Source organism: Paenibacillus oryzisoli, from assembly GCF_050467285.1.
Taxonomy (GTDB): Bacteria; Bacillota; Bacilli; order Paenibacillales; family NBRC-103111; genus Paenibacillus_E; species Paenibacillus_E oryzisoli_A.
The window spans coordinates 68,370-91,998 of the sequence record NZ_JBCMUN010000020.1 but is presented as its reverse complement, the minus strand read 5'-3'; the positions used below and the strand labels follow the sequence as shown (position 1 = coordinate 91,998).

Sequence of the window (23,629 nt, the reverse complement as noted above, 5' to 3'; positions counted from 1 at the left end):
CCATAATGGTGATGTAACCCGTTATTTCCTTACCCAATCCCGCATCTTCCCCTACTCGCGCCCATGCTCGGCTTCAGTCGCGCACCTGGACGATTGCCGCACAATGAGCTGCGTCGGCAGCTTAAGCTGCTGACTGCTCCCCGGCTCTCCGTGCCCAATGCTTGCTAATACCGCGCGTGCCGCCGCCTTGCCCATCTCGAAGAAGGGCACGTGAATCGTGCTGAGCGGCGGGTCGCTCAGCTTCGCTGCATCGGAGTCGTCGCAGCCGATGATTGCGAAGTCGCGCCCGGCAAGCCAGCCGCGCTCGCGCAGCCCCTGCATCAGCCCGATCGCCATGCGGTCGTTCGCCGCAAAAATCGCGTCGATGCGATCACGCATCGCCCACACTTGCTCAGCCGCCTTATAGCCGCTTGTACGGCTGTAGTTGCCTTCGAGCAGCAGCTCCGGCTGAGCGGCGATCCCCGCTTCCAGCAGCGCTTTGCGATACCCCGCCAGCCGGTCGATGGAGTTCGAATAATACGGCGAGCCGTTCATGAAAGCAATGCGTCGATAACCGTCTGCAAGCAGGCTGCGCACCGCCAAATAGCTGCCTTCCACATGATCAGCGTCCACTTCCAGCAGCGGGAGTCCCTCGAAGCGCTGATTCACGAGGCAGAACGGCAGCCCTTGCGCTTTCAACTCTGCCAACGACTTCCGCTGCTCCGGCGTATCCCTTGCGCCAAGAATGACGCAGCCGTCCACCTTTTGCGAGCGATACAACTGCGTATAATCCAATTCCTCGTCCGTCGGCAGCAGGGAAAGCAGCAGATCGTAGCCCTCTTTCCGGCACTGCTCGCCGATTCCGCTTAGAATTTCCGCAAAATAATACGTGGAAAACAGATGCACCTTCGGCATATACGGCAGCACGACGCCGAGATTGCCGCTCCGCCGGCGCGCAAAGCTTTGGGCGATCGCATTGGGATGGTACCCGAGTGTCTGCGCAGCCGCCAACACGCGCTCCTTCGTCACCGGCTTCATCGGTCCAACCCCGTTAAATACCCGGGAGACCGTCGCTTCCGAGACGTTTGCCAGCTCGGCAACCTCTTTTCGCGTTACCATATCGCCTTGCTCCTTCCATCCTGTTTCGTTAAAATGTACACGCGTACATTCTCTCATTGCAGCCGGCCTCCTGTCAATAACGAATTGAAATTCCCCTTATGTTTCAAGGATTCAGCGCATTTCGACAGGGCTCGCTAAATTTTCATGCGAATCGCCAAGGAATTAAACAATTATTGTAAACAGTGGCAAATGTTTAGGTTGTCCTAACCGCGCCGCCGATTTATGATTAAAAGATATCTATGAATTACTTTGATGTGGGAAGTGTGATAGCAATGAAAGCAATCAGGCGCCTTTTTCACCTCGCCGCATCGTTAACCGGGCAGGCTCCGCGGAGCCGGAACATGACCTCTCGTATTTCCAATCGCAGACAGTTGCTCGAAGCGTTCGAGCACGCCGTTCAGCATAACTTACATGCCTCCTCTCACACCTTGCTCGCTCTGCTCGTGCTGGATATCGACCGCTTCCGGCAAGTCAATTTCTCGCTCGGCTATGAGGCCGGCGATCGCTTTCTCCAGGAGATTACCGCACGCTTACAGACCTCAGGCACGAGTCTCTTTCTCGCCCGCTTTGGCGATGATGAATTTGCCTTGCTTCTTCCAGGCGACTCGCCTGAAGTACTTCTGGTCAGCGCCGAACACATTCGCCAGCAATTCACCGCGCCTTTCGTATGGAACGGACAGCCCTGCTACTTGAACGCCAGCATGGGTCTCAGCGAACCCATCTCGTCCGCAAGCATGACGGAGGCTGCGCTCATTCAAGCAGAGCAAGCGCTTCTTGCCGCCAAACATTCCGGCAAAAACAAACTTGTCCCCTTCGAGCATATTCACCAGCATCGTTCTAATCAAATCATGATGGAAGCCGAACTTCGAAGCGCCATCGAGAATAATGAATTGATGCTCTACTATCAGCCGCGTCTGGAGCTTTCTTCGGGCCGCATTGTGTGCCTGGAGGCGCTCGTGCGCTGGAAGCATCCGGAGCTCGGCATGATTCCTCCGAACGATTTCATTCCGCTCGCTGAAGAGACCGGACTCATCTTGCCGCTAGGCGAATGGGTGCTGCGGGAAGCGTGCTTGCAGCGTGCCAAATGGCATGCGTCGGGTGTGCTTGACTACCAGGTGGCCGTCAACGTCTCCCCGTGCCAGTTCCAGGATGAACATTTTGCCGATAAAGCGATTCATATCATTGATTGGAGCGGCGTCGACCCGTCGTTCCTGGAATTTGAGATTACCGAAAGCTCGATTATGCAAAATATGGAGAAAACCGTCGCCGTCCTCGATAAGCTGACGCAAAAAGGCATCTCCATCTCGATCGATGATTTCGGCATCGGTTATTCGTCGCTGAGCTATTTGAAGCAGTTTCCAATTCACTGCCTGAAGATTGACCGCTCCTTCGTCCAAAACATTCAATCGAACCAGAGCGACCTGGCGATCACGAACGCGATCATCAATCTCGGCCATGCGCTCAATCTGCAAGTCGTCGCGGAGGGCGTCGAGGAAGTCAGCCAGCTTGACATCTTGCGGGAGACCACCTGCACGACGATTCAGGGCTACTTGTTAAGCCCGCCGATTTCCGTCGCAGAAATTGAACATACATACAGCGCGCACAACGCACAGCCGGTTATGATCTCATAACCGGCCGTAAGCTTTGGCGTAGTGCTTTATTTTTGCGAAAACTCGCTTATCCTTCAGCTTTCTGAAAATGTACGGATCAGGACTCGTATTCACCTCAAGAATCCACGGCTTCATTTCATAATCGACCGCGATATCGACGCCGATTTCCTTAACCCCTTTATACCGTGCCTCAACGGCCTTCGCAGCCTTGCGCCCTAATTGTTCCAGACGCTTCACGTACAGCTTGCGGTCGTTCGCCGTCATATACCTGCGCAGCAGCGTATCGACGCTTTTCAGCTTGCCGCCATCGTGGTAGTTGGTCACGATTTTCAACGGATGTGCGACACGTCCGATCACACCGGTCGTCTCCCATTTCGCTGCGGGCGTCATCTGCACCATGACCCGCAAATCAAAGCGATTCCCTTTGTATTTGAGCAATTGAATCCCTTTTTGGACCAGATACCGCCGCTTTCCGGTCACCTTGCGCAGCGATGCATACATCCCCTCAAACGTGGCAAACGACTTTTTCCGTACGCCAACTTGGAACGTATAGCGCGGTGTCGCCCCATTATCCGGCACCACCTTCTCCACGCGGATCACCCCGTCCCCGCACATTCCTGCGTTCGGCTTCACATACACCATACGATGCTCGTTCAGCATCTCCTGCAAAACAACCGCATCCAGCCTCTTCGTCACCGGCACATACTCGCGAAGCGACGCCTTCGCCTCCAGCGCGCGCGTTTTTCCCATTTTGCTGCCCACATATCGGGCTTTATTTGCAGTGGTTGCTGCCGCCTGGCGCTTGGAGGGGAGCTGCCCCTTCTTCGCCTTCTTCTTCCACGTTGTCACCATGAGCTGCTGCCTCCAGCCTCCGTATATTCCTCCTGCATCATATGTAGGCGGGAGCCAAGTGGCGACTGGCTGTTTTGCAAGCCAGGGGTGGTCCGCATGTGTGTGGGAGTCTTAACAATATCGGCTGCTCGATCAAAATTTAAGCGCCTACTCCCTCCAACTAACTAGTTTGAAAACCATGTTGGAGCGCCAAGTAGTCGGAATATTGGAAATGTGCGGCGGGGGCGGCGGTATAGACTACTCTAAGGGGGGCCAGACCCTGCTAATTGGCTCCAATCTCTCATTTTCGCTTTGTTAGCTAGGGCCAAACCCTCTTAGCCGCGCAGAATCCCCGGGTTTAGGCTCCATCCGGCAACTCTAAGAGGGGGCAGCCCCTCTTAACTCGCTCAAATCACCCATTTTCTCGCAGCTAGCTAGGGCCAGGCCCTCTTAGCTGGTCGAGATCCCCAGGTTGAGCTCCATCCGCCAGCCCCGTTTCACGCTCCACAAAAAAAAGAAGAGCCACCTCTCCCAGGAGAAGCGTCTCTTCTTCAAACGTGATTGCCTATCTAGACAAGCTCGACGACCACGACCTCGTATTCCCGCAGCTCTTCGAGGGTCACCGAAAGCATCCCGTCCGAATACGAGAACGGAAGCATCGCCCCGCTTCTCAAGCTCTTGACAGCCTGAACGCCCGCGCAGCCCTCGGCCACCGGCACCTGCAGACGGATTCGTACGTCTCGAAGCGGAATCACAGCCCCGATCGGCCTCGTTTGCGAGCCCGAATAGTGAACGAGATGCAGCATCATCCGGCCTTGCTGCTTGCGAAGCGAGAGATGGATCGAAGTCAGATCAACTTCGGCTGTCACCTCAACCGGCGGCTTCGACAGGCTCTCAACGGCATTACTCAGCAATTTTCTGTACTCGTCCAGCGCAAAGTCGCCGTAAAACTTATCGACATTGCCGGCAAAATAGAGGGAACTCCCTGATCCGTAAGCATGCGTGACGATATACGGGTAAGCCGTCTCATCCGGAAGCTCCGAGTACCTGGACACCTGCGGTTCACGGTACGCGAGCGAAGTTGCTGCAGTCGGCAGCGGCACCACTTTGGCACCGAGCCCCGCAGCCGGCAGCTGCGATTGGTCGATGCCTCTCAGCAGCGGCTCATCCGCCTTGACCGTAATATGGTCATAGGCGCACGCGCTGATGTCCTGAACTCGGGCCAGCCCCATGACATCGGCGAGCACAGGCTGCGCATAGCGTTCCCCGCTCTCGTCATAAAAAGACGTGTCGAACGTAGAGAGAATGCGCCCTCCCCCCTGCACAAAGGCGCGAATGGACGCCGCCGTTTGCTCGGACATGCAGCTGATGTTCGGCAAAATCAACAGCTCATACCGGTCCAGCGTGCCGTCCGATACGGCCTCCTCGTCGACGATGTCGAAAATAACGCGGCTTCTCGAAAGCGCATCGAACATGCCGAGGAAGGAAGCGCGCGCATCGCCTTTGCGCTGCTCATCCGCCGCGCGCTGCTCGTCCGTAAAATCCGTCACATCCGCGCTCGATTGATACTGATTCGCCGTCGTGCGCGACCAGAGCATCGCGATTTTGGCGGCCGATGCTGTCTGAGTGTAGTACGGCTCGTTCTCCGAGAAAAAACGGTTAATCGCTTGCACCGTCCGCATTCTTGCATCCGAATTATTGTCGTTGTACGTGCCGTACCACGTACTCGCTCCGTGCGCCGCAGCCATCGCGTGGACGAGCCACGTCTCGCTGACCGACAGCAAATAGCGCGACCACGGCGCCTGGCGGCCGGCAATGGCTACACAGTAGGGCTTACCCTTCGCTTGCGTCTCCAGCAGCATCGCCGTGGCAGCAGGCTTCCAGATTGGAATCTGGCGCAGATCGCCGTGGAGGAAGCCGCCTTCCGCCAGCAGCATATCCTGATGCTCGCCTGTCAATCGGTTGTCCCGGGAGCAATATTTGTCAGGCAGCAGCTGCAAATTATTCATATATATAATGGCGTCCGGGCGCACTCGGCGCAGCGCTTCGCGGGAGACGCGGACGAAGTCGGCGATGGATTGCTTTTTAAACGCAGCCAGATCGGCTTGCTCCCGCTTCTCTTTCGTTGACGTGGCCGGCATTTCATAGCCATATTGCTCCGCAAAGAGGGCGCGGCAATGTGCGCAGCGGCAGCCCTCGATACGAAAGATAGGGCCGTCCAGAAAAATGCCGCCGATCGCATACTGCGCAATCGTAGTGATCGTTCCCAACGCGTACTCGCGGAAAGGCGAATTGACGCAGGTGTAGCCGCCGAGACCGTAGCCACTTGGAATGATCTGCCCCGCATCGTCCTGCTGGAACCAGTCCGGGCACGGCTCCAATAAGGAGGGCGAGAGCCAGTGTACGTTAAAATACACAACAGGCATGACGCCGGAACCTTTATATCCCTCGGTCAATTCCCCCAACATATTTCTTCGCGTTTGATGCGCGTAATCGGAGGGGTAGAAGGTGATCGCCGACTCCCCCACCGTCACATCATGCACCTCAACGTGGTCGACATTGAAACCGAGCGCTTGGCGAATCCGGATCTGCTCCCCGATGTCCAGCGTCTCGTAACGATCCGGGTCAGGCGGTATAAAATCAATGATGCGCAGCGGTTTCTGATACCATTTCAACTCCGTCATGTGGTAAGCTCCTCCATCGCCATGGGCGTTTATAATTTTTTCACGCGTCCCTTAAAACGGTCGATAAACCGCCGATTGGCTTCGTCGCCGCCGGAAGCGTTGCCGCTCATCCAGATCGGCGGATTCACGCCCTCAGCGGCCAACAGCTCCACCGTTTCAGCAACCAGCGCGTTGAGCAGATAAGCATTAGCGAAGGTTGAGATTGCCGCAACCTTCTGCTCCAGCCCCTCGATCTCCACGATCGCATCGCCGACAGGCACCTTGCTGTCCAATACGACATCGGCAATGTCATGCAGGTTCCGCTTGGACGGGTGGCGCGCCGGATGATCGGCAGGCGTTGCGGAAGCGTGCGCCACCGAGGTCACCGCAATCGTGCGGATGCCCCGCCGTTTTGCTTCCAGGGCGGTATCGATCGTTGCCGAATTAATGCCGTAAGCGTTAATGATAATCAGCAAGTCGCCTTCTTGCAGACCATAGTCATCCATCACGATGTGCGCGTATCCCGGCGTCCGTTCCACGGCCATCGAACGCAGCGCCCCTTGACTCAGCAAGGTGCCTTCGTCCAGAATCGCACTGATATGCATTAAGCCGCCGGCGCGGAAGAAAATTTCTTGCGAACCGAGGTTCGAGTGTCCCCCGGGACCGTAAGCATACACGAGCTTATCTTCCTTGACATGGTTGGCTATCTCTCTCGCCGCAGCCTGAACCGACGCCGCTTCTTCGTCGTGAAGCTGCTGCAGATGGGCCGTAACATGGGACAATAGTTGTGACATGGCTGTCATTAGCACACTCCGCCTTCCTGTAAAGGATCTGCGTATACCGGTCCGCCCAACATAGCTCTAAGCTGCTCCATAATGACGGTTTCCGCCTCCGGAGCGAACGGCCCCGCAAGCCCGAAATAATAATGGGAGTCGATCGATTCATAGCCGCCCTCTTCCAACTGCGCCGCGGTCGGAATATAACCGATCATGCCATCGGTATAGCCGAGCGGGAGCACCTGTCCGCCGGACAACGCTTTGACCGTCAAGCCGTAGCGCAAAACCGGCTCGCCGTTCAAACCGAGAAAGGCCAACCCGTTGGCGATGCGCATCAGCGACATTTCGAGCGTCGCGTGCGGCTGGACGCGGGACGGATGGTCCAGCAGAAGCCGACCCCATTCGGCAATCGCGCCCTCGCGCTGCTCCGCACGCGCCAGTTCCTGCTCATCCGGCAGCGCCGCGATCGGCAGCACGATGGATTTGCGCTGCAGTGCCTGCAAATTCGGCGCAAGCCGTTCCATCGGCGCTTCCAGAATATGAAGCACCTCGCGGCCCAGCTTTTGCCCCAGCTCATCCACGTCCTGGAACGTGCCGTCGATAAATTCCTCGTCCTGGATCAAAGCCGGCCGAACGTCACCGCAGCACCCCTGCAAATACGAAGCGATGGCGGCGTTGCCGTAGCGCTCTTCCACAAGCTCCATCGCAATCCCCGGGAATTCGGGGGACACATAATTTTCTTTCGTAGTGGTCGGATGGCATGTGTAATGGAACATGACGCCCTTCACTTTGCCGTCGTACTTGACGAAGCGGAAAGCGTGCACTTCGGGATCGAACTCCCCGTCCTCGTTCGGCTTCATCAGAATGCGGTCATTCACGCGCTTTCTGCGGTGAATGCCGATGCGGCAGCTGCCGCGACCCCGTTCAATGTGAACCGGGTCCATATTCGCTTTCGCTGCGGAGATGCCTTGCAGCAGCTTCTCTTCCATCATACGAACATACGTTTCGTCATATTCACCAAGAGAAGGAATGAATAACTCGGACGTCTGCGGACCCGTATGGGTATGTGTAGCATGGAGAACGATCGACGCTATCCCGTATTCCTGCTGAATTCGCTGCTTGAGCGCCTCCACTCTTTCCGTCCCCCACCAAATAATATCCGCCTGCACGAACAGCGACTGCAGCGTGCTTCCGTTGCTCGAAGCTTGCTGGAAAAGCCAGCAGCGGGCATACAAAGGTTTGCGAATGCCTTCGAATACCCCTTTCCTCTTTTCAAAGCCCGCAAGTGGAACAGGACTCTTTGGTGTAATGTTCATTTTGGACGTTCCCAGTAGCAGTTGATTGTTCATTCGCCTGTATCTCCTATCCTTCTGTTGTATATCGCATCAGCCTTTGACTGCCCCTTGCAGACCTGATACAAAGTGCTTTTGCATCATCAAGTAAAAGATGATCACCGGCAGCAATGAGATGACGGTACCGGCAGCCATCGTCTTCACCTCGCCCCCGAACGTTCCGAGGAGGTACGCGAGTCCCAGCGCGAGCGGAAACAGGTCGTCGCTTTTCAGCACAATGAGCGGCCACATAAACGAATTCCATACGGAGATAAAGGAAAACACGCTTAAAGCGGCAAAAGTCGGTCTCACCAGCGGCAGCATAATATGCCACCACGTCCGCAGCATCCCGCAGCCGTCGATCACCGCAGCCTCTTCCATCTCCTTCGGAAGGGCCATGTACGACTGCCGCATGAGAAAGATCGAGAAGCCGCCCACCAGGCCGGGCATTACAATGCCCATCCAAGAATCGACGAAGCCGAGCTTATGAATGATAATGAAGAGCGGAACCAGCTTGCCTTCCTCCGGCAGAAACATCGTGCCGAGAATCGCGTAGAAAATAAATTTTCTGCCCGGAAACTCAATCCGTGCGAGCGGATACGCGGCAAGTGCTGTCAACATCAGGTGAATCGGCACCATGATGACGAGCAGCAAAAAAGAATTTTTCAAATACTTCCCGAACGGAATGGATGTCCAGGCCGTGACGTAATTCTCAAACGAAACCGGCTTCGGAATAAATTGCGGCGGAAACGTAAACACATCTTGACCGGCGGACATCAGAGATGTCGCCAACAGCCATAAGAAAGGGCCGATAAAGAGACAAGCGACGGCAACCAGCAACACATACATCAGTAGTTTTCGAATGATCATACGGCCCCTGTTTTTCCTTTCGTGATTTTAAAGTTAATGACGGTCAGCACCATGAGTATGACGAACAGCACAATCCCCATCGCGGAAGCATAGCCCATATCCAGTTCGACAAAAGCTTTCTGATAGATGTAGACCGGCAGCGAGATGGTGCTGTTCAGCGGTCCGCCGCCCGTCATGATGTACACGCTTGTAAAAATTTGAACGGATACCAAGGTCGCCATAATGACGCACAGCGAAATGAGCGGCTGCAAATGCGGCAAGTACACGTGCCATAGCACGCGCAGTCTGGTCGCTCCGTCCATTCTCGCCGCCTCCACCAGATCCTTGGGCAGATTCTGCAGCCCCGCGAGGTAAATAATCATGTAGTAGCCAAGCAGCTTCCAAATCTCCAGCATCGAGACGGCTGGCAGCGCGGTATGCGGATTCAGCAGCCAGTTCAGCTTATCCGTGTTGACGCCGAACATATGCAGTACCGCGTTCAGCAAGCCGGCCGGATGATACATATATTTCCACACGATCGCCACGGCGACCATCGCTGTAATCACCGGTAAGTAGTACACGACTCGGAATACATAAATGCCTTTCAGCTTTTGATTCACCAAGATGGCAAGAAGCAGCGGTAAAGTAACCAGCAACGGGACAATGATGATAAAATATTGCAAAGAGTTTCCAAGCGATACTGCGAACATATCGTCGTTCATAATTTGCTTGTAATTCGCAAAGCCTACCCATTTCGCTGCGTTGAAGATATGATATTCCGTAAGCGAGTAGTAGAACGCGCTGAAGGTTGGCAAATAATCGAATGAGAAGAACAAGATCAGGCTTGGAAGAAGAAACAGGTACGCTCCGATGATCCGCCGTGCTCTGATAAGTATCACCTTTCCTTCCGGGAAAAATAGGGGCGATAGAAGGAACCCTCTATCGCCTTGGACGAGGCCGGTCTATTGTTTGGCAAGCTCCGCGTCCCAGTACGCTTTCGCGTCATCCAGCGCCTGTTTCACCGTCATATTGCCTAAGAAAGCGGCGCGGATTTTTTCATTGTAATACTCTGTGATCGTGACCTCATTGTTGATGCCCAGTGAGCCGAGCGTCATTTTCTTGGCGGACTCAACTTGAATTTTTCTGGCTGTGCTTTGCAAATCCGTGCCTTTGACATTCGTGAAAAATTCATCGTTCAGCGTTTCTTTCGTGGATGGGAAAATCGCGACCAGCTTGGCGAATTCCAACTGTTTCTGATGACTCGTTACGAATAAAGCGAAGTCCGCCGCTTCCTTAGGATGCTGGGACCTTTTCGGAATTACGAACGTTTGGTAATCGCTGATAGCGATAGTGCCTGCTTTACCAGTGACAGCCGGAGCGACGATCAGCTTCTCCAGTACGGACGGGTTGCTCTTGGCCCAGTTGTTGATCTCGGTGGTCAAGTTCTGTCCGGATTGGGCAATCAATTCATTATCGAGCGTTTGCTGATATTGGCGATTGTCTTTGCCGATGGCGCCCGGTGCGATCGCCCCGGATTTGTAAGCTTGCACGAACTTCTCGATGAAGGCGACGTGCTCCGGCGAATTGAATACCGCCTGCTTGCGGTCGTCGGACAAGATCGGCAGTCCTTCGGAGATCAGAACGTTAATAAAAGGAAAATCGTTGGAGCCATACACTTTCTTCAGCGCGTCGTGAACCGAGTTGCCTCTGGCAAACAGTTCGTCATACGTTTTTGCTGGCTGCGCCGGATTCAGGCCTGTCTTCAGGTATAGATCCTTGTTGATAAACTGCACAAGCGGACCTCCGTTATACCACGGCAAGCCCATAATCTTGCCTCCGTAGGTCACCCCTTTGAGCATGCCTTCGATGTAAGGCTCGAATTTGGCCGGCTCCAGAATGTCCGAAAGCGGCAGCAACGCGTCATAGCCTTGCAGCTGTGAAATCGCTTTCGCGGTTTCGTTGACGACGTCCGGCACCTTGTCGCTGGAAAGCGCGGTAATGAATTTTTTCGTCACTTCTGCGCCGGGAACGTCGACCCATTTAATTTTAATATTGGGGTGATCTGCTTCATAAGCGGCAATCAAACTTTGCGTAATGTAAGCCTCGAAGTTTTTCTTCAGATTAATGGTCCAGAACTCAAGCTCGATCTGTTTCTTAGCAGCGTTGTCGGTGGCGGATGCAGTTGCGGATGAACTTGTATTGCTTGTTGAAGTGTTGGCATTCCCGCAACCGACAGCGGTCATCACAAGGGTAACGGTGGCCAGGCCAGCGGCAAGGCGTCCTGCATGTTTCTTCAAAACAATCTCCCCCTAAGTCATCAATAATTTTTAGGTACTTGTAAGTAACTTGTATCTATTACAATTTCAAATTACTATACAATTGCGTGAGTTGTCAATCCAAATTTTTCTCTTTTCCTCAATCCTCCTTACTTTCCCATTGCTCTCAAATATTTAAAGGTTTCTTTGTCACTTGTATTGAACTTGTTATTATTCTTTGATACTATCTATCTTGAACGCTAATTTTGGATTTTTTTGAAAGAGGTTACCAAGATGAGAAGACAAAGCGAATTCCGCTATTCGCGGCTGGCCTCCATTCTGAGAGAACAGATTTATTCCGGGTTTATTAAGCCGGGGGAATTTCTCATGTCCGAGAACGAATTGTGCCGGTATTATCAAGTAAGCCGAAGCTCGGTTAGAAAATCGCTGCTGGAGCTGCTGAAAGAAGGGCTGATCGTCAAGCGTCCAGGGCAGGGCACTTTCGTATCGCCGGACCTCGTCATCCCCGACGATCATCGCAAAGTGCTACGGATCATGGCGACGACCCCCTCGCATTTCGTAGATACATGCATGCCGCTTTTAATAGAAGAGTTCACGCAGGCCCATCCCAATGTCGACGTCAAGCTGCTGAACATCTCGCATCTGAACTTCTGGGATATGATTCGCTCCAGCAGCGATATGGGGCTGCAGCCGGATCTTATTTTTGTCACGGACCGGCAGTTTCACGATGCGGATCAGATTGGCCATTTCATAGACTTAAACGGTATTCTCGGCGAGGAGCTTCAATCTGTCTATCCCCGAATGGTGTCCGCTTTTACGCAGAACGAAGAGGTTCGGGCGGTTCCCGTGACGTTTTCTACGGTCTATTTGGCGTATAATCCCGAGTTGTTTGCGCAAGGCGGTGTCGAAGCCCCGAATGCCGGATGGACACTGGCCGAGTTTACAGAAGCTGCCGAGCGGTTGACGCTCGACTCGGACGGCGACGGCATTATCGATCAATACGGCTTCTCGCTCAGTTCTTCCATCAGCCGCTGGCCTGTGATTGCGCTGCAAAATCAGGTGGATTTCACGAATACGACGAATAGCGACCCGTTCCAGAAAACGCTCGCTTATATTCGCGACTTGATCTACCGCCATCGCGCCGTGACGTTGTATCAGCCGTACCGCTACCGGATTAACTCGGACGCCTTTATGAAAGGCAAAGCCGCGATGGTCCTGACCACCGCGATCGAAGTCGCCGGTTGGCGAAACGAGGGCATGGCCTTCGAGCCCAAGATCGCTCCGCTCCCTTTTGGCGAACTGAAGTCGACCCTGCTCGTATCCAACGCGTTCATGCTGTCCCAAGAGGCGGCTGAGCCGGAGCTCGCGGCTTTATTCTTGAAGCATATGTACCGGCAGGACGTGCAGGAGCGTCTTACGGCGAGAACCCGCTTCTTGTCCGCACTCCATCCCGTGAATTCATCCCTATGGGAATTGCCGCACCTTGCCTCCATCAACGTCGTCGACGATCAAATCAAAGACGCCTATTTCCTGCATGAAATATTCTCGGAAGTCCATATTGCCGAGGAACTCGAAAATGAGCTGGAGCTGTACTGGGCGGGCCTGGAACACCCTGCGCAGCTGATCAAACGGCTCGAGCACTACTTGTCGGAAACGCCCGACAGCAAGTCATAGACAGCAATAGAGGCGGCCCCTTTTCTTCAGGGACCGCCTTTTGGTCAGGATTCGGTTACGGAGACAAACGGCTTCTGCTTGACCGTCTCGTAGAACTGCTCCCACCAATCCGGGTTTTCGCTCACGTATGCCCCGCGCAGCGCCGCCATCTTCTCCCACGCCTTGTCGGCCATCTCCAGTGTCTCCTTGTTGCCTCCAAATACTGGGATTATCCATTTTCTACCAATTTGTGCATGAAGCACTTCGTCCGCCCAGTCGTAATCCTGAATACTGACGGCAAGATCATAGCCGCTTGCGATCGCGGTTTCCCACTCGTACTTTTTGCCTGTATCACCCGGCATCAACCCGAATTCAATCGCGTACAGAATCGCATGACGCTCCTCTGGCGTCAACATCGTGTTCAGCTCATAGGAAAAATTCACGCGAATCGGGAGCTGCGCAAAGTCGATGCCATTCATGAGGAAGCCTACTTCGCCCATCATTGAATGACGCGCCTCGTCCCAGATCTGCCTTCCCATATCCGCGTAATATTCCCACGGCTTTCCCTTGGTTTGGGCCACAATCGAGCATTGCATCTCCGGCACGTCCATTTCACGCAGACGCTTATAAAACAACGCCCACACGCGCTCCTTCGGATCGCGGCTCCGGTCCTGGTACACCTCATCCGCCGTTAATACGCTGTTGTACAAGTCTTTAAACCGCTCGTCGCGCTGCGGCACGAGCTCAAGCTTGAACGGCTGATCGCTGCGCGCCGCCGGCAATGTCCCGGCAAACGCGGGAAGTTCGCCAAGAACGCCCTGTGCGGCTGCGAGATACGCACTCAAATGATCTTCCCAGCGCTCGGCTTCCTCACGCTTCTCCGCCGTGTCCAGCAGCACCTCCAGCGCATCGCCAAGCCACGTCAGCATCTCTTCCTCTTCCAGCTTGATCAGCTTCAGCATGCGGCAGGAGGGATGATCGTTAAGCGGATTCGTCGCACGTACATAGGCCTGGTAAGCTTGCGCCAAAGCGGTGCGCAGCAGCTTTAAGCCGGACAAAAGCTCGATCGTAGTCGCTGCTCTCATTGCCTCATCGGTCAAGCGCTGCAGCCGCTCGTCCGGAATTTTATCCAGATGCAGCGGAGGTTCCCTCATTTCGGAAACCCTTTTGCGAAGCGAAGCGACATGCTCGCTGTCCAGCCAAATATGAAGCGCCAACGCCCCCTTCACTTCCCATTCGGGCGTCCGGTTCATGAAGCTGGCCATCAGCTCATAGATGCTTTTTTTCAAGTAATGCATGCGTTTCAGGCGATCGACGTTCTCATCGACCGACACGCCTTGAACGGCCGCTTCGGTAATCTTGCAAACACCGGCGAGCTTGGGCAAAAAATTCAAATTGCTCATCAGATCTCATCTCCTTGACTGGATTTGTAGTGAAAATCAAGATGCATCGCAAGGCTTGAACGCCAGTAGGTCCAGGTATGCGCGCCTTCCCGCTCGGCAAAATGATGCGGAATGCCGCCTTCCGCCAATTTGAGGGACAGTTCCCGGTTCTGGGCGGCGTAGGCGTCTGATGTCCCGCAATCGAACAAAAGCTCGGGATAGCGCGCTCCTGCGTGAAGAGGCAGATGAAGCGGCGACAGCGCATCGCTCTGTTGGACGGACGGCAGCACGATTCTGGCATACGTGTCGGCCCCGACCAGATGGCCAAGCTCCTCCACCATGAAAAAACCGCTCATGCTTGAGGCGCTCCGCCATAATTGCGGCTTGGTGAGGGCGAAACGCATCGCAGCGTATCCGCCCATGGACAGGCCGCTAACCGCGCGTTTGCCCGGGCTTCCCCCAATCGGCCACCGGGCCTCGACATGTGAAAGCAGATCTTCGAGCAAATAATCCTCGTAGCGATGCTCGCGCTCGCCGCTCTGCCAGTTCAAGTAGCCCGTTCCGATGCCATGCAATCCGTCCGACGGCGTCAAAACGGCGATCAGCCCGATGACGCCTTCGTCATACAGCCGATTCATCGTCGGAATCAGCTCACCTTGATCGATCCAGTCCGTTTCCGAGCCGTGGACGCCGTGCAGCAGCACGAGGAGCGGCAACCGCTCCCCGTCCGGCAGCGATGTGGACGAGAAGTCGCGCGGCAAAACAAGCCGAAATACCACTCTCGCGTTTAATGCCGGCGATTGCAGCACATGGGACGACCATTCGAAAGCGCCCATGGCCTAGTCCACATCCTGCACGGAACGCAGGACGATCTCTCGGACGACGCAGGCATCGTCCAGCTTGAGGACACTCAGGATGCCGCTCGCGACTTGCTCCGGCGACAAAAAAAGCTCCGTCGGCGCTTGTTCCTCGCGGGCCGCCTTCCAGAAGGCGGTATCGACGCCGCCCGGACAAACTGCGGTCACGCGAATGCCATAAGGAGCGGCTTCCTGCTGAAGCGCCTCCGTAAATCCGCGCACAGCAAATTTGCTTGCACAGTAAACGGCCTGACCGGCGATTCCTCTGAGCCCCGCTGTCGAGCTGACATTGACGATGTGGCCGAAGCGGCGCTCCCGCATATGCCGCAGCGCATGTTTGCTGCCCAGCATGACGCCTTTCGCGTTCACCTGCAGCATGTGGTCGATGTCACTTTCACTGCTGTCCGCAATCGGGCGGTGACGGGCAATGCCCGCGTTGTTAATCCAAACCGAGATGGCCCCCCAGCGGGCTTCAACGGCCTCTACAGCTGCGATCACGGAAGCTTCGCTGCTTACATTTAATGGAACCGCCAGCACGCAGTCCGGCTGAAAAGCCCCCGCCGCTTCTGCCAGCGCGGCAGCATCCGTATCCGTCATCGCCACGAACGCGCCCGCCTCCACCAATTGGCGTGAGAGCGCCAAACCGATGCCTCTTGCCGCGCCGGTAACTACGCATACTTTTCCAGATAGTTCCACACCTATTCCTCCTCCCGGATGATGTCTCCATCATACGATACAAGCAGGCGAATCATCGTCGCATATTCCAGTCAAAATGTTATAAATTCCGATTGCTTTGGTAATCCGTATGCTGCATTTTCTTGCGATGTGAAGCATTCCCAATTAAAATGGAGCTATAAATTTCAATTGCGGAGGCAGATTAGCATGCAACAACCCGCCAGCATCGGCGACGCCGTCATCGTCCCCTACATTCGTCAAGCCGATTACGCCTCTCGCTTGCCCTGGTCGTACGGGGAGCGGAGAATTCTCGATTATTTGCTTGTCTACATCGAAAGCGGACTTTGCCGGTTCACCGTCAACCGGCATCAATACGAGCTTCGCGCAGGTGATTTTTGCCTGGTCCAGCCGGGTGATCTGCTGCTGCTGGAAGGGTTGACCGAAACGCGAACGCCGTTTGCGCATCTCGATTTCTTTTACAATCCGGTTCGCGAGCAGTCCTTTCCCACAAGTACGGGCATGATCAATCTGGAGCCTTTCGCCCATCTGCTGCAACCGCGTCTGAACGATCTGCTCGGCATGAAGCTGCCGATCGTCTTTCAACCGCCTCAGCCCGTCTGGTTCAAGAACAAGCTGCTTCGCATGATCGGCAAATGGATGGAAGGCACCCTGCTCGGAAGAATTGAAGCCCAACTCCTGGGAACGGAGCTGCTTCTCGAGCTGCTGCGGATGTCCGGGGCTTTGACGGATAATCGCGAGTCGCCGTCCGCTCTGATGGACCGGGTCACAGCGTATTTGTCTCTGCACCTTAGCGAGACGATTACCGTGAAGCAAATGGCAGCGCTCGTGCATCTGTCGCCTTCCCGTTTTAACGTGGTATTCCGGGACATGTACGGCATGTCGCCTTACCGATACTTACTCGAGCTCAGAATCGAGCGCGCGATCGAAATGATGAAGCAAGCACCCGAGCTGCGCCTGTCGCAAATTGCGCTCTACTGCGGCTTCCAGACCGTGCAGCACTTCTCCGGCGCCTTCCGCAACGTCATCGGCATGACGCCGTCCGCTTTTCGAGAATCCCTGCCCTCGTAAATTCAGCCTACAGATACTGAAGCCCGCCGGTATACGGAAAAGGCAGTGGGAAACATCGCCCAAGCTCCGGATGGGCTTGCAGGCGTTCCGGCCATGCGGCTGCGGGCTCGAAGACAACCGCGTGAAACTCCTCGTGGTTAAGCTCGATGAGGCTCCCTTCGATGTGCAGACGAACCCGGTCATGCCCGCAGCTCCATCGGAACGCTTGCGGGCTGTCGCCGCATAGCCCCTTTAAGTAAGCTTCTGCCTGCTGCAGCAATAGTGCCGGGTCGACGATGCCTACAGTACAAGGCTGCCTGCTTTCGGCGCTGTCCATGCCCAGGTCGCCCAGCTGCTCATGGCTCGGCACACACCAATGCATTTCTTGCAGGCCGTGCCGGCCTATCACGTTTGCCATCAGCGAGCGGACTGTCTCCGGCTCGCCGCCCCATTCAATGACGATCGGCGCGCATTTCGGCTCGGCGTCGGTTGGAACGGCAGCGGCGATGAAGCCGATGATGCGGCTCTCTTGTCTCTTCTGGCTCTCCTGGCTCTCCTGCTCTGCCACCCACACCTGATGTCGCAAACGCTTATTGCTGGCAAATCCTCCCGCCTCGACCGCCGTAGCCCAGTCCCACAAGCTCATCTCGAACCGAACAGCCCGCTCCCGATGAAGCGTATGAATGTGATACAGGTCGCTCTCCCGTACAGGTCTGACGTGCAGCCCGTTCTCTATGTCAGGCAGGCTGGAGAGGGCTTGCTGCCTTAAAATCATACGGTGCAGGCCGCCGAACGGCCGGCAGCCATGGCGTGCATAAAGCGGCCCGTCGCCGGAAACAAGCAGCAGCGACACGGATGACTCACGCGCATGCGTTTGAATGAAACCGAGTATGGCGCCCGCATACCCTCGGCCCGAATAATCGGGATGCGTGCACACCGATCCGATTGCCATTACGTGGAGTGTGGCAGGTCCGATCTGCACAATGTACGGCACCACGCCGATGAAGGACACCAGACGGCCATCCACGAACCCGCCGACGGATTGTCCCAACGCGCTTGAAAAAGCAAGCGGAAACCGCTCAACCATCGACATTTGCCCCTCCAATTGAAAAACGGCATCCGCAAGCCGAACGGCGTCCTGAAATTCTTCTCTTTTAAGAAAACGTATCTCCAGCATTGCTGCACAACCTTCCGCTTTTGATTGATGTCTCCTGGCAAAAGGAAAACCCTCTGACCGCTCAGAGGGCTTCCAACTGTCGATGCGTAACGTTTACCAACTGTCGCCGGACCGTTTGATCTTGATATTGTCAACATGCGCTTTCCCGTTCGTCACCGTGTAATCTTTGTTGCCGATGTACACCCTCACCGTGTTGGCGGCGTTCGCCGGGGCTGTAAACGTAAAGCTCATGCTCTGCCAGGCTGTATTGGTAAAATCGTAAGAAGCAATCGATGTGCCGGTCGTTTCGTTGTAAATCTCAATCCGGCCTCCTGCAGCCGTTCCATCCGTCTTGCCGTCAAAGCTTACCTCATAGGAGGCGGAAGCCGTCCAATCGCCCCACGTTTGATAGATGCGCTGCGCGCTGCTTCCATTTGCCTTGATCGTCAAGCCGTAACTGCCAGTCGAGGCGTTGGCGGCATCGAGGTAGGCCGTGGCCGACGTGGACAGCGATCTGACCCATCTTGCCGGCTGCGTGCTGTCGAAGCTTGTTTTGAGCTCAAATCCCTGGTTGACAATCTTCTGCGGATCCCACTTCATCAGTTGGCTCAACGTTTGCAGATGCAGCGGATGCGTCGGCGTGAAGCTTCTGTACTGCTCCGCACCGATTTTCCATACATCGTAATTGAATTGGGAGAAGCCAAGCCAGCTGAACAAATACTTGGAATTGGACGTCGTATTGCCCGTTCCGTCCACATACTGCCTAACCGTCGGACTGGTCAGCGAGCCGTTCCACATTTTTAACATCAGCGTATCCGTAAATTTCTCCATGTCGGTTCCGTCAAAAACCAGACTGCTGCTGCGGTTGAACATATTGATCGCCGAGGCAATATCGATATTGCCGTGGGATGTGTCCTCAGCGACGGTCTGCAGCACACTGTACTTCCAGTTATAGGCGGTGCCGTTGGCGGTCAGCCTGTTTTTCCAGTACGTATTCATTCGCTTCGCTTTATCCAAGTAACTGGCATTGCCGTTGACATCGTACATCGTCTGCAGCATGTCGGCAAACACCAGCATCATGTTGTACGGCACAATGTCGCCGGGATTGTTGTTCACGTAGGTATCTCGGAGAGAAGAAAATTTATAATAGCCCTCTGTCGTGCCCGAGTTGACCCAGGTGTTCCCGTAATATGAGCTGTTCTCCCATTTCGGCACTACTTCGTTTTCAATGAAGGTTTGGTAGGAATTCGCCTTGGTCTGATAAGCAGACTGCAGGGCAGGCGTTTCATGAATCAGCTTGATGAACTTGGCGATCGGCAGCGTAATGGCACCGTCATGCACGACAAATTGGTACGCCTGCCCTACCCGTACATCGTCCACCAGAAATACGCCGTTCGTATACGTATAATTTTGGTGCCCGAGCCACACTTGGAGCTGATGTCCAGCCTGTGCAGGGGCGGTGCAGGAAGCCTGATAGTATTCCCATGCCGTGCTGTTGATGTCGAGGTTACAAATCTTGCTGCTCGTAGTCGCATCCCAGATATACGCCTGGCCGCCTGCCGGCGATCCGCTCGTTTTTCCCATCAGCATCAGGTGAAGCCGCTTGCCGGGTTCGTATTTGGTGATGTTTTGGTAAATCTTCAACCACTGCGTGCCGTTCGTGAGCAGCGCGAAACCATACGTTCCCGCTGGTGGAGTCGGAGATACAAAACGATAAGCCGTACTGCTCGTCGACTGCCAACGCGTCCAGCTTGCCGCCATCGTGCTGTCGCCGGACACAGCCGTCTCAAAGCTGCCGTTGCTGATCAACGGCGGCGAATATCTGCCGGTGTCCCAGCCCAGATAGCCGTCGCCGTCCGGATCGGATGCGTTGCCGATCACCGTGTCGACATGCGACGTCATTTTATCGAGCCACGTCGTGCTTTTGGTGACGTTGTACATATCCAGGTAACTCTCCAGCAAATAGCTTTCTTCCCAGGCCAGGTCCCCGGAATACGGGCTCTGATAACTGGCACTTCCCAGCGTGCTTTCGGCCGCCACATACTTGTCGTACCAGAGATTGCCCGATGCCGCTACCGGAGTGACATACGCAAACACAAATACCAGCGCCACAACCATGACCGTAATGCCCTTCATCTTCCTTGCCATTTAATTTCCTCCTTTTTACATTGGGATTTGTATAGTAAAGACCATGGTCTCAACTATCGGCAAGTCCAACTCCGCTTCGGGATGGATCAAAAGTCATTCTATTCTCGGCGATGCCCTCTTCGAAATTTAGGTATATGTATCATACTTGTATCTTAATACACGTTTTGTTTTTACACAATATGGATTTTAGCGTTGTGTGAAAGAGGAAGAGACTGACGCGTTTCTTGGGAGAGTAGCGGGGACTCCGGCCTCACGGGGGGAGAGCAATGAGGGCGGATTGGGGGCGGAGGTGCTTGGAGTAGCCTTGCGAGGCGAAGCTGCATTTCCTACATCAGATTTAGAATAATAGGCAGATTTTGCGAAGAATCCTGCATTTTCTACAGGTAAATCGCCGCTTGTCCCCTGATTTTCGTGAAAAAGAGGGATGAGGGCGAGAATTTACTGTAGGTTTTACATGATTGCTGCGCATATGTGCCCGTTTATGAGAAATTACCTGCATGTTTTACAGCTAAGGGAGTGTCCTTATCTTCTATGCGCCCAATTCTCCCGGGATTTTAAGGGGACCGAAATGAGGAGCCGGCAAAATAGAAACCCTGAAAACCGCGCTCAGAACGTCTACAACCCAGGCGTGCATCATAAAACCCGTGCCCCTCTCCCCGAGCATTATTGTAAAGGCACACGGCTTGGCCCCCCGACAGTAGCTTCGTGGAGCGGATAGCATCATGCTTAGCGATGGTAGGCCCAGAGTGCTAGGAGGTCAGCTTTCCAGGACGGCAGCTTCGGAGCGGAAAGCATCCATTGTTCTTGGGCGGCGATCTATAGGCTCCTTTCTATTTCAAAGAAAACGGCATTTGTGTAGGGCGGGGAGCACGGAGCCGCTTCGACGGCCTACCTTCCGACGTGAAAAAAAGCCTGGCGCTTTCGCCAAGCTTTCAGTCTGCCGACCAAATCCCGATACCATGGAGGGTTGGTCGAGACCTTAACCTTGCTCATAAGCGCTAGGTTATCTATCTCTGTGGAGCGCAGCCGCAGACGGAATGGCCACGCATCGTAACGGTCGCCACAGCGTCTATTCGCCGCAAAATGCGCCATTTCAAACTTTTGCGGTTGCCACAGCGCTTATTTGTCTACATACCGGCGAAATGTCGCCGATTTCGTGTAAATAGCCGCTGCTGCAACCTTTACAGGCCGCACGGCCAGCTTTTCGGCCAAATAAGCTCGCTGGCAACCGTTACACTTTGCACCCCCTCCCCTCTTCGTCAATGGTAGAAGGCAGCTGCCAACCACCGCTACTACTCCGAAACAAGTCTCCCCGCTTTAACCACCTGATGCAGCTCAATGCGGGCCCCCGCCCTGCGGAAAGTCGCCAGGTCCGCCGGCGCTCCGACCGCAAGCCCCTGCGCAGCAGGCAAGCCCATTTGAAGGGCCGGGCGCAGCGATGCCATCTCCCACGCCATCCCCAAATCCGCGAGTCCCCGCTCCGCAAGGTGAGAGACGGCGTCCGGCAGCAGCGTCACCGAGCCGGCCAGCAGCGCTTCGTTGCTCTCCATATGCAGCCGGCCATCCGGCGTTAAGATGACGCAGCCGCCAATATGCGTTTCGTACCGGCCCGGCGGCATGCCCGCGAGCGCCACCGCATCGCTGACGAGGAAGGCCCGGTCCTCTTTGACCTTCATGATGACCTTCAGCACCTGATCCGGCAGATGGAAGCCATCTGCGATCAGACCGCTGCTGAGCTCATCCAGCGCGAGCTGCTCCCAGAGGTAGTTGGGATGCCGGGGTAGCATGCGATGCGCACCGTTGCCCAGGTGCGTCGACATTCGAGCTCCTGCAGCTGCTGCCGCTCGAATCTGCTCAGGCGTCGCGGACGTATGACCGATCGAGACGACCAGGCCGGCGGCGGCACAGCGTGCAATGAAGCTGTCGCTGCCCGGCCATTCCGGCGACATCGTCAGCAGCCGGATTCGGCCGCCCGACGCCGCCTGCCAACGCTGCAGCTTCGCCCAATCCGGCGCTGCCACATGTTCGAGCGGGTGAGCGCCCCGCGCCCCATCCTCGGGCGAGATAAACGGGCCTTCGAGATGAATGCCCCCGACGAAATCTGCCCATTCAGGATGAAGCCGACAGGCCCGATCGATGGCAGCCAGCAATGCACACAGCTCTTCATCGCCATTCGTAATAACGGTCGGATAGAATGTCGTACATCCCCTCGCAGCCAAGCGGCGGGCGATGCGCTCCAGCGGAAACTCCCCATTTTCCTCAAGCAGTGTGTTAAAATCGTCGCCGCCGTAGCCGTTGATTTGCAGGTCCACCAGGCCAGGACCGACATAAAGGCCGGCCTCGCATTCAGGCGAGCTTAAGCTGCCCGGCGCAATCGCCGAGATGCAGCCATCCTCTACGACGATGCGCAGCGGCTCTCCGGTCCGGTAATGCAGACCGGTTAGTTCAAGCTGCCCGCTCATCTTGTTTCACCGTAAGCGTCCACATCTGTATACAGCGTACAGTCCGGATGCTGACGCAAAATCGTGGAAGGACATGCCACCGATACCAGCTGCTCGAGGTCGACGGTGTGGCGGACCGCCTCTCTTTTGCGCACGCCCGACACCATACAGAAAAGCCTAGCTCCGGACATCAGAGCCGGAATCGTCAACGTGACGGCATGCGTCGGCACCGCCTCAAACGTTGCAAAACACCCGTCGTTCACCTGCTGCTGGCGGCAAACTTGATCCAGTTCGACGCTTTTGACCAAAGCGGGATCGTTAAAATCCGCAACCGGCGGATCGTTGAACGCCAAATGACCATTCTCGCCAATGCCCAGGCAGACGATGTCGATTGGCGCTTCGGCCAACAAACGGCTGTAACGCGCACATTCGGTCTCAGGCTCGGCTCCTGAATCAATCAGATGAATCGTGCCCGGCTTCACCCGATCAAACAACCGCTCGCTAACGTAACGGCTGAACAACTGCGGCGCATCCTGCGGCAGGCCGATGTACTCATCCATGTGGAACACCGTTACCCGACTCCAGTCCAAGTCCCCGGACGCCTCAATCAACGTCTCCAAAAATTCATTCTGCGAAGGCGCCGCCGCAAAAATCATCCGAATCCCCGGCTTCGTCTCCAGCAGGGCTCGCATATACGCGGCCGCTTCCAGCCCCGCAGCTCTGCCTAAAGCCCCCCTGTCTTCGTAAACTTGAACGTTGAGTTGATCCGCCTTAGCGGTAATTACAGGGGCAAATCTATCGATTGTCATGAATAT

Annotated in this window: 18 protein-coding genes; 3 read left to right on the top strand and 15 right to left on the bottom strand. The window is 55.3% G+C overall.

The window, feature by feature from the left end; translation table 11 throughout:
• Window positions 1–51: 51 nt before the first annotated feature.
• Window positions 52–1,098, bottom strand: coding sequence for a LacI family DNA-binding transcriptional regulator (locus tag ABE504_RS28050; RefSeq protein WP_430095457.1), 1,047 nt, complete (start codon window positions 1,096–1,098; stop codon window positions 52–54).
• A gap of 272 nt (window positions 1,099–1,370) precedes the next feature.
• Here ABE504_RS28050 and ABE504_RS28045 point away from each other — a divergent pair, with 272 nt between their 5' ends.
• On the top strand, window positions 1,371–2,729 hold the full coding sequence (locus ABE504_RS28045) for a putative bifunctional diguanylate cyclase/phosphodiesterase (protein ID WP_430095223.1): 1,359 nt from the start codon (window positions 1,371–1,373) through the stop codon (window positions 2,727–2,729).
• Here the strand turns inward: ABE504_RS28045 and ABE504_RS28040 are convergent.
• From ABE504_RS28040 to ABE504_RS28010, 7 genes are all read right to left on the bottom strand, one after another.
• Complete coding sequence (locus ABE504_RS28040) at window positions 2,724–3,560, bottom strand: YheC/YheD family protein (RefSeq protein WP_430095221.1); 837 nt, start codon at window positions 3,558–3,560, stop codon at window positions 2,724–2,726. The two genes, ABE504_RS28045 and ABE504_RS28040, sit on opposite strands and share 6 nt — an antisense overlap.
• Before the next feature lie 548 nt (window positions 3,561–4,108).
• Window positions 4,109–6,223 carry a beta-galactosidase trimerization domain-containing protein gene (locus tag ABE504_RS28035; RefSeq protein ID WP_430095219.1) on the bottom strand — a complete coding sequence of 705 codons (2,115 nt, stop codon included), beginning with the start codon at window positions 6,221–6,223 and terminating at the stop codon, window positions 4,109–4,111.
• 29 nt (window positions 6,224–6,252) lie between these two features.
• Window positions 6,253–7,005, bottom strand: coding sequence for a sugar isomerase domain-containing protein (locus tag ABE504_RS28030; protein WP_430095217.1), 753 nt, complete (start codon window positions 7,003–7,005; stop codon window positions 6,253–6,255).
• A complete protein-coding gene (locus tag ABE504_RS28025) occupies window positions 7,005–8,327 on the bottom strand; it encodes a neutral/alkaline non-lysosomal ceramidase N-terminal domain-containing protein (protein WP_430095215.1) in 1,323 nt (440 codons plus the stop codon). The genes ABE504_RS28030 and ABE504_RS28025 overlap by 1 nt, the downstream gene beginning before the upstream one ends.
• 36 nt (window positions 8,328–8,363) lie before the next feature.
• On the bottom strand, window positions 8,364–9,179 hold the full coding sequence (locus tag ABE504_RS28020) for a carbohydrate ABC transporter permease (RefSeq protein ID WP_430095213.1): 816 nt from the start codon (window positions 9,177–9,179) through the stop codon (window positions 8,364–8,366).
• On the bottom strand, window positions 9,176–10,057 hold the full coding sequence (locus ABE504_RS28015) for a carbohydrate ABC transporter permease (protein WP_430095211.1): 882 nt from the start codon (window positions 10,055–10,057) through the stop codon (window positions 9,176–9,178). Before ABE504_RS28015 ends, ABE504_RS28020 begins: the two co-directional genes overlap by 4 nt.
• Before the next feature lie 63 nt (window positions 10,058–10,120).
• Window positions 10,121–11,455 (bottom strand): ABC transporter substrate-binding protein, encoded by a 1,335-nt coding sequence (locus ABE504_RS28010; protein WP_430095209.1) that lies wholly within the window; start codon window positions 11,453–11,455, stop codon window positions 10,121–10,123.
• Window positions 11,456–11,707: 252 nt separating this feature from the next.
• On the opposite strand from ABE504_RS28010, the gene ABE504_RS28005 reads away from it, so the two are divergent.
• The gene (locus ABE504_RS28005; RefSeq protein WP_430095207.1) at window positions 11,708–13,108 is read left to right on the top strand and encodes an extracellular solute-binding protein; all 1,401 of its coding nucleotides are present in this window, start codon (window positions 11,708–11,710) and stop codon (window positions 13,106–13,108) included.
• A gap of 44 nt (window positions 13,109–13,152) precedes the next feature.
• Here ABE504_RS28005 and ABE504_RS28000 read toward each other — a convergent pair whose 3' ends face one another.
• The 3 genes from ABE504_RS28000 to ABE504_RS27990 are packed head-to-tail and all read right to left on the bottom strand — an operon-like array spanning window position 13,153 to window position 16,022.
• Window positions 13,153–14,490, bottom strand: a complete 1,338-nt coding sequence (locus ABE504_RS28000; protein WP_430095205.1) for a hypothetical protein — start codon at window positions 14,488–14,490, stop codon at window positions 13,153–13,155.
• Window positions 14,490–15,305, bottom strand: coding sequence for an alpha/beta hydrolase (locus ABE504_RS27995; protein ID WP_430095203.1), 816 nt, complete (start codon window positions 15,303–15,305; stop codon window positions 14,490–14,492). Before ABE504_RS27995 ends, ABE504_RS28000 begins: the two co-directional genes overlap by 1 nt.
• 3 nt (window positions 15,306–15,308) lie before the next feature.
• Window positions 15,309–16,022, bottom strand: a complete 714-nt coding sequence (locus ABE504_RS27990) for an SDR family oxidoreductase (RefSeq protein WP_430095201.1) — start codon at window positions 16,020–16,022, stop codon at window positions 15,309–15,311.
• Between the two features lie 186 nt (window positions 16,023–16,208).
• On the opposite strand from ABE504_RS27990, the gene ABE504_RS27985 reads away from it, so the two are divergent.
• Window positions 16,209–17,090, top strand: coding sequence for an AraC family transcriptional regulator (locus ABE504_RS27985; RefSeq protein WP_430095199.1), 882 nt, complete (start codon window positions 16,209–16,211; stop codon window positions 17,088–17,090).
• Window positions 17,091–17,097: 7 nt separating this feature from the next.
• Here the strand turns inward: ABE504_RS27985 and ABE504_RS27980 are convergent, their stop codons facing one another.
• From ABE504_RS27980 to ABE504_RS27965, 4 genes are all read right to left on the bottom strand, one after another.
• Window positions 17,098–18,246, bottom strand: coding sequence for a GNAT family N-acetyltransferase (locus ABE504_RS27980; protein WP_430095197.1), 1,149 nt, complete (start codon window positions 18,244–18,246; stop codon window positions 17,098–17,100).
• Window positions 18,247–18,339: 93 nt separating this feature from the next.
• Entirely contained in the window at window positions 18,340–20,373 is a 2,034-nt protein-coding gene (locus ABE504_RS27975; RefSeq protein WP_430095195.1) for a hypothetical protein, read from the bottom strand.
• 1,292 nt (window positions 20,374–21,665) lie between these two features.
• Window positions 21,666–22,835: an N-acetylglucosamine-6-phosphate deacetylase gene (locus tag ABE504_RS27970; protein ID WP_430095193.1), complete on the bottom strand. Its 1,170-nt coding sequence runs from the start codon at window positions 22,833–22,835 to the stop codon at window positions 21,666–21,668.
• Entirely contained in the window at window positions 22,832–23,623 is a 792-nt protein-coding gene (locus ABE504_RS27965; RefSeq protein ID WP_430095191.1) for a glucosamine-6-phosphate deaminase, read from the bottom strand. The genes ABE504_RS27970 and ABE504_RS27965 overlap by 4 nt, the downstream gene beginning before the upstream one ends.
• Window positions 23,624–23,629: the final 6 nt, after the last annotated feature.

Bases quoted from the DNA above. Each gene is read 5' to 3' on its own strand.
- ABE504_RS27975 (WP_430095195.1), bottom strand. From the start codon at position 20,373: ATGGCAAGGAAGATGAAGGGCATTACGGTCATGGTTGTGGCGCTGGTA.
- ABE504_RS27980 (WP_430095197.1), bottom strand. From the start codon at position 18,246: ATGCTGGAGATACGTTTTCTTAAAAGAGAAGAATTTCAGGACGCCGTT.
- ABE504_RS28020 (WP_430095213.1), bottom strand. From the start codon at position 9,179: ATGATCATTCGAAAACTACTGATGTATGTGTTGCTGGTTGCCGTCGCT.
- ABE504_RS28045 (WP_430095223.1), top strand. From the start codon at position 1,371: ATGAAAGCAATCAGGCGCCTTTTTCACCTCGCCGCATCGTTAACCGGG.
- ABE504_RS27970 (WP_430095193.1), bottom strand. From the start codon at position 22,835: ATGAGCGGGCAGCTTGAACTAACCGGTCTGCATTACCGGACCGGAGAG.
- ABE504_RS27985 (WP_430095199.1), top strand. From the start codon at position 16,209: ATGCAACAACCCGCCAGCATCGGCGACGCCGTCATCGTCCCCTACATT.
- ABE504_RS28035 (WP_430095219.1), bottom strand. From the start codon at position 6,223: ATGACGGAGTTGAAATGGTATCAGAAACCGCTGCGCATCATTGATTTT.
- ABE504_RS28005 (WP_430095207.1), top strand. From the start codon at position 11,708: ATGAGAAGACAAAGCGAATTCCGCTATTCGCGGCTGGCCTCCATTCTG.
- ABE504_RS27995 (WP_430095203.1), bottom strand. From the start codon at position 15,305: ATGGGCGCTTTCGAATGGTCGTCCCATGTGCTGCAATCGCCGGCATTA.
- ABE504_RS28030 (WP_430095217.1), bottom strand. From the start codon at position 7,005: ATGACAGCCATGTCACAACTATTGTCCCATGTTACGGCCCATCTGCAG.
- ABE504_RS28000 (WP_430095205.1), bottom strand. From the start codon at position 14,490: ATGAGCAATTTGAATTTTTTGCCCAAGCTCGCCGGTGTTTGCAAGATT.
- ABE504_RS28025 (WP_430095215.1), bottom strand. From the start codon at position 8,327: ATGAACAATCAACTGCTACTGGGAACGTCCAAAATGAACATTACACCA.
- ABE504_RS28040 (WP_430095221.1), bottom strand. From the start codon at position 3,560: ATGGTGACAACGTGGAAGAAGAAGGCGAAGAAGGGGCAGCTCCCCTCC.
- ABE504_RS28050 (WP_430095457.1), bottom strand. From the start codon at position 1,098: ATGGTAACGCGAAAAGAGGTTGCCGAGCTGGCAAACGTCTCGGAAGCG.
- ABE504_RS27965 (WP_430095191.1), bottom strand. From the start codon at position 23,623: ATGACAATCGATAGATTTGCCCCTGTAATTACCGCTAAGGCGGATCAA.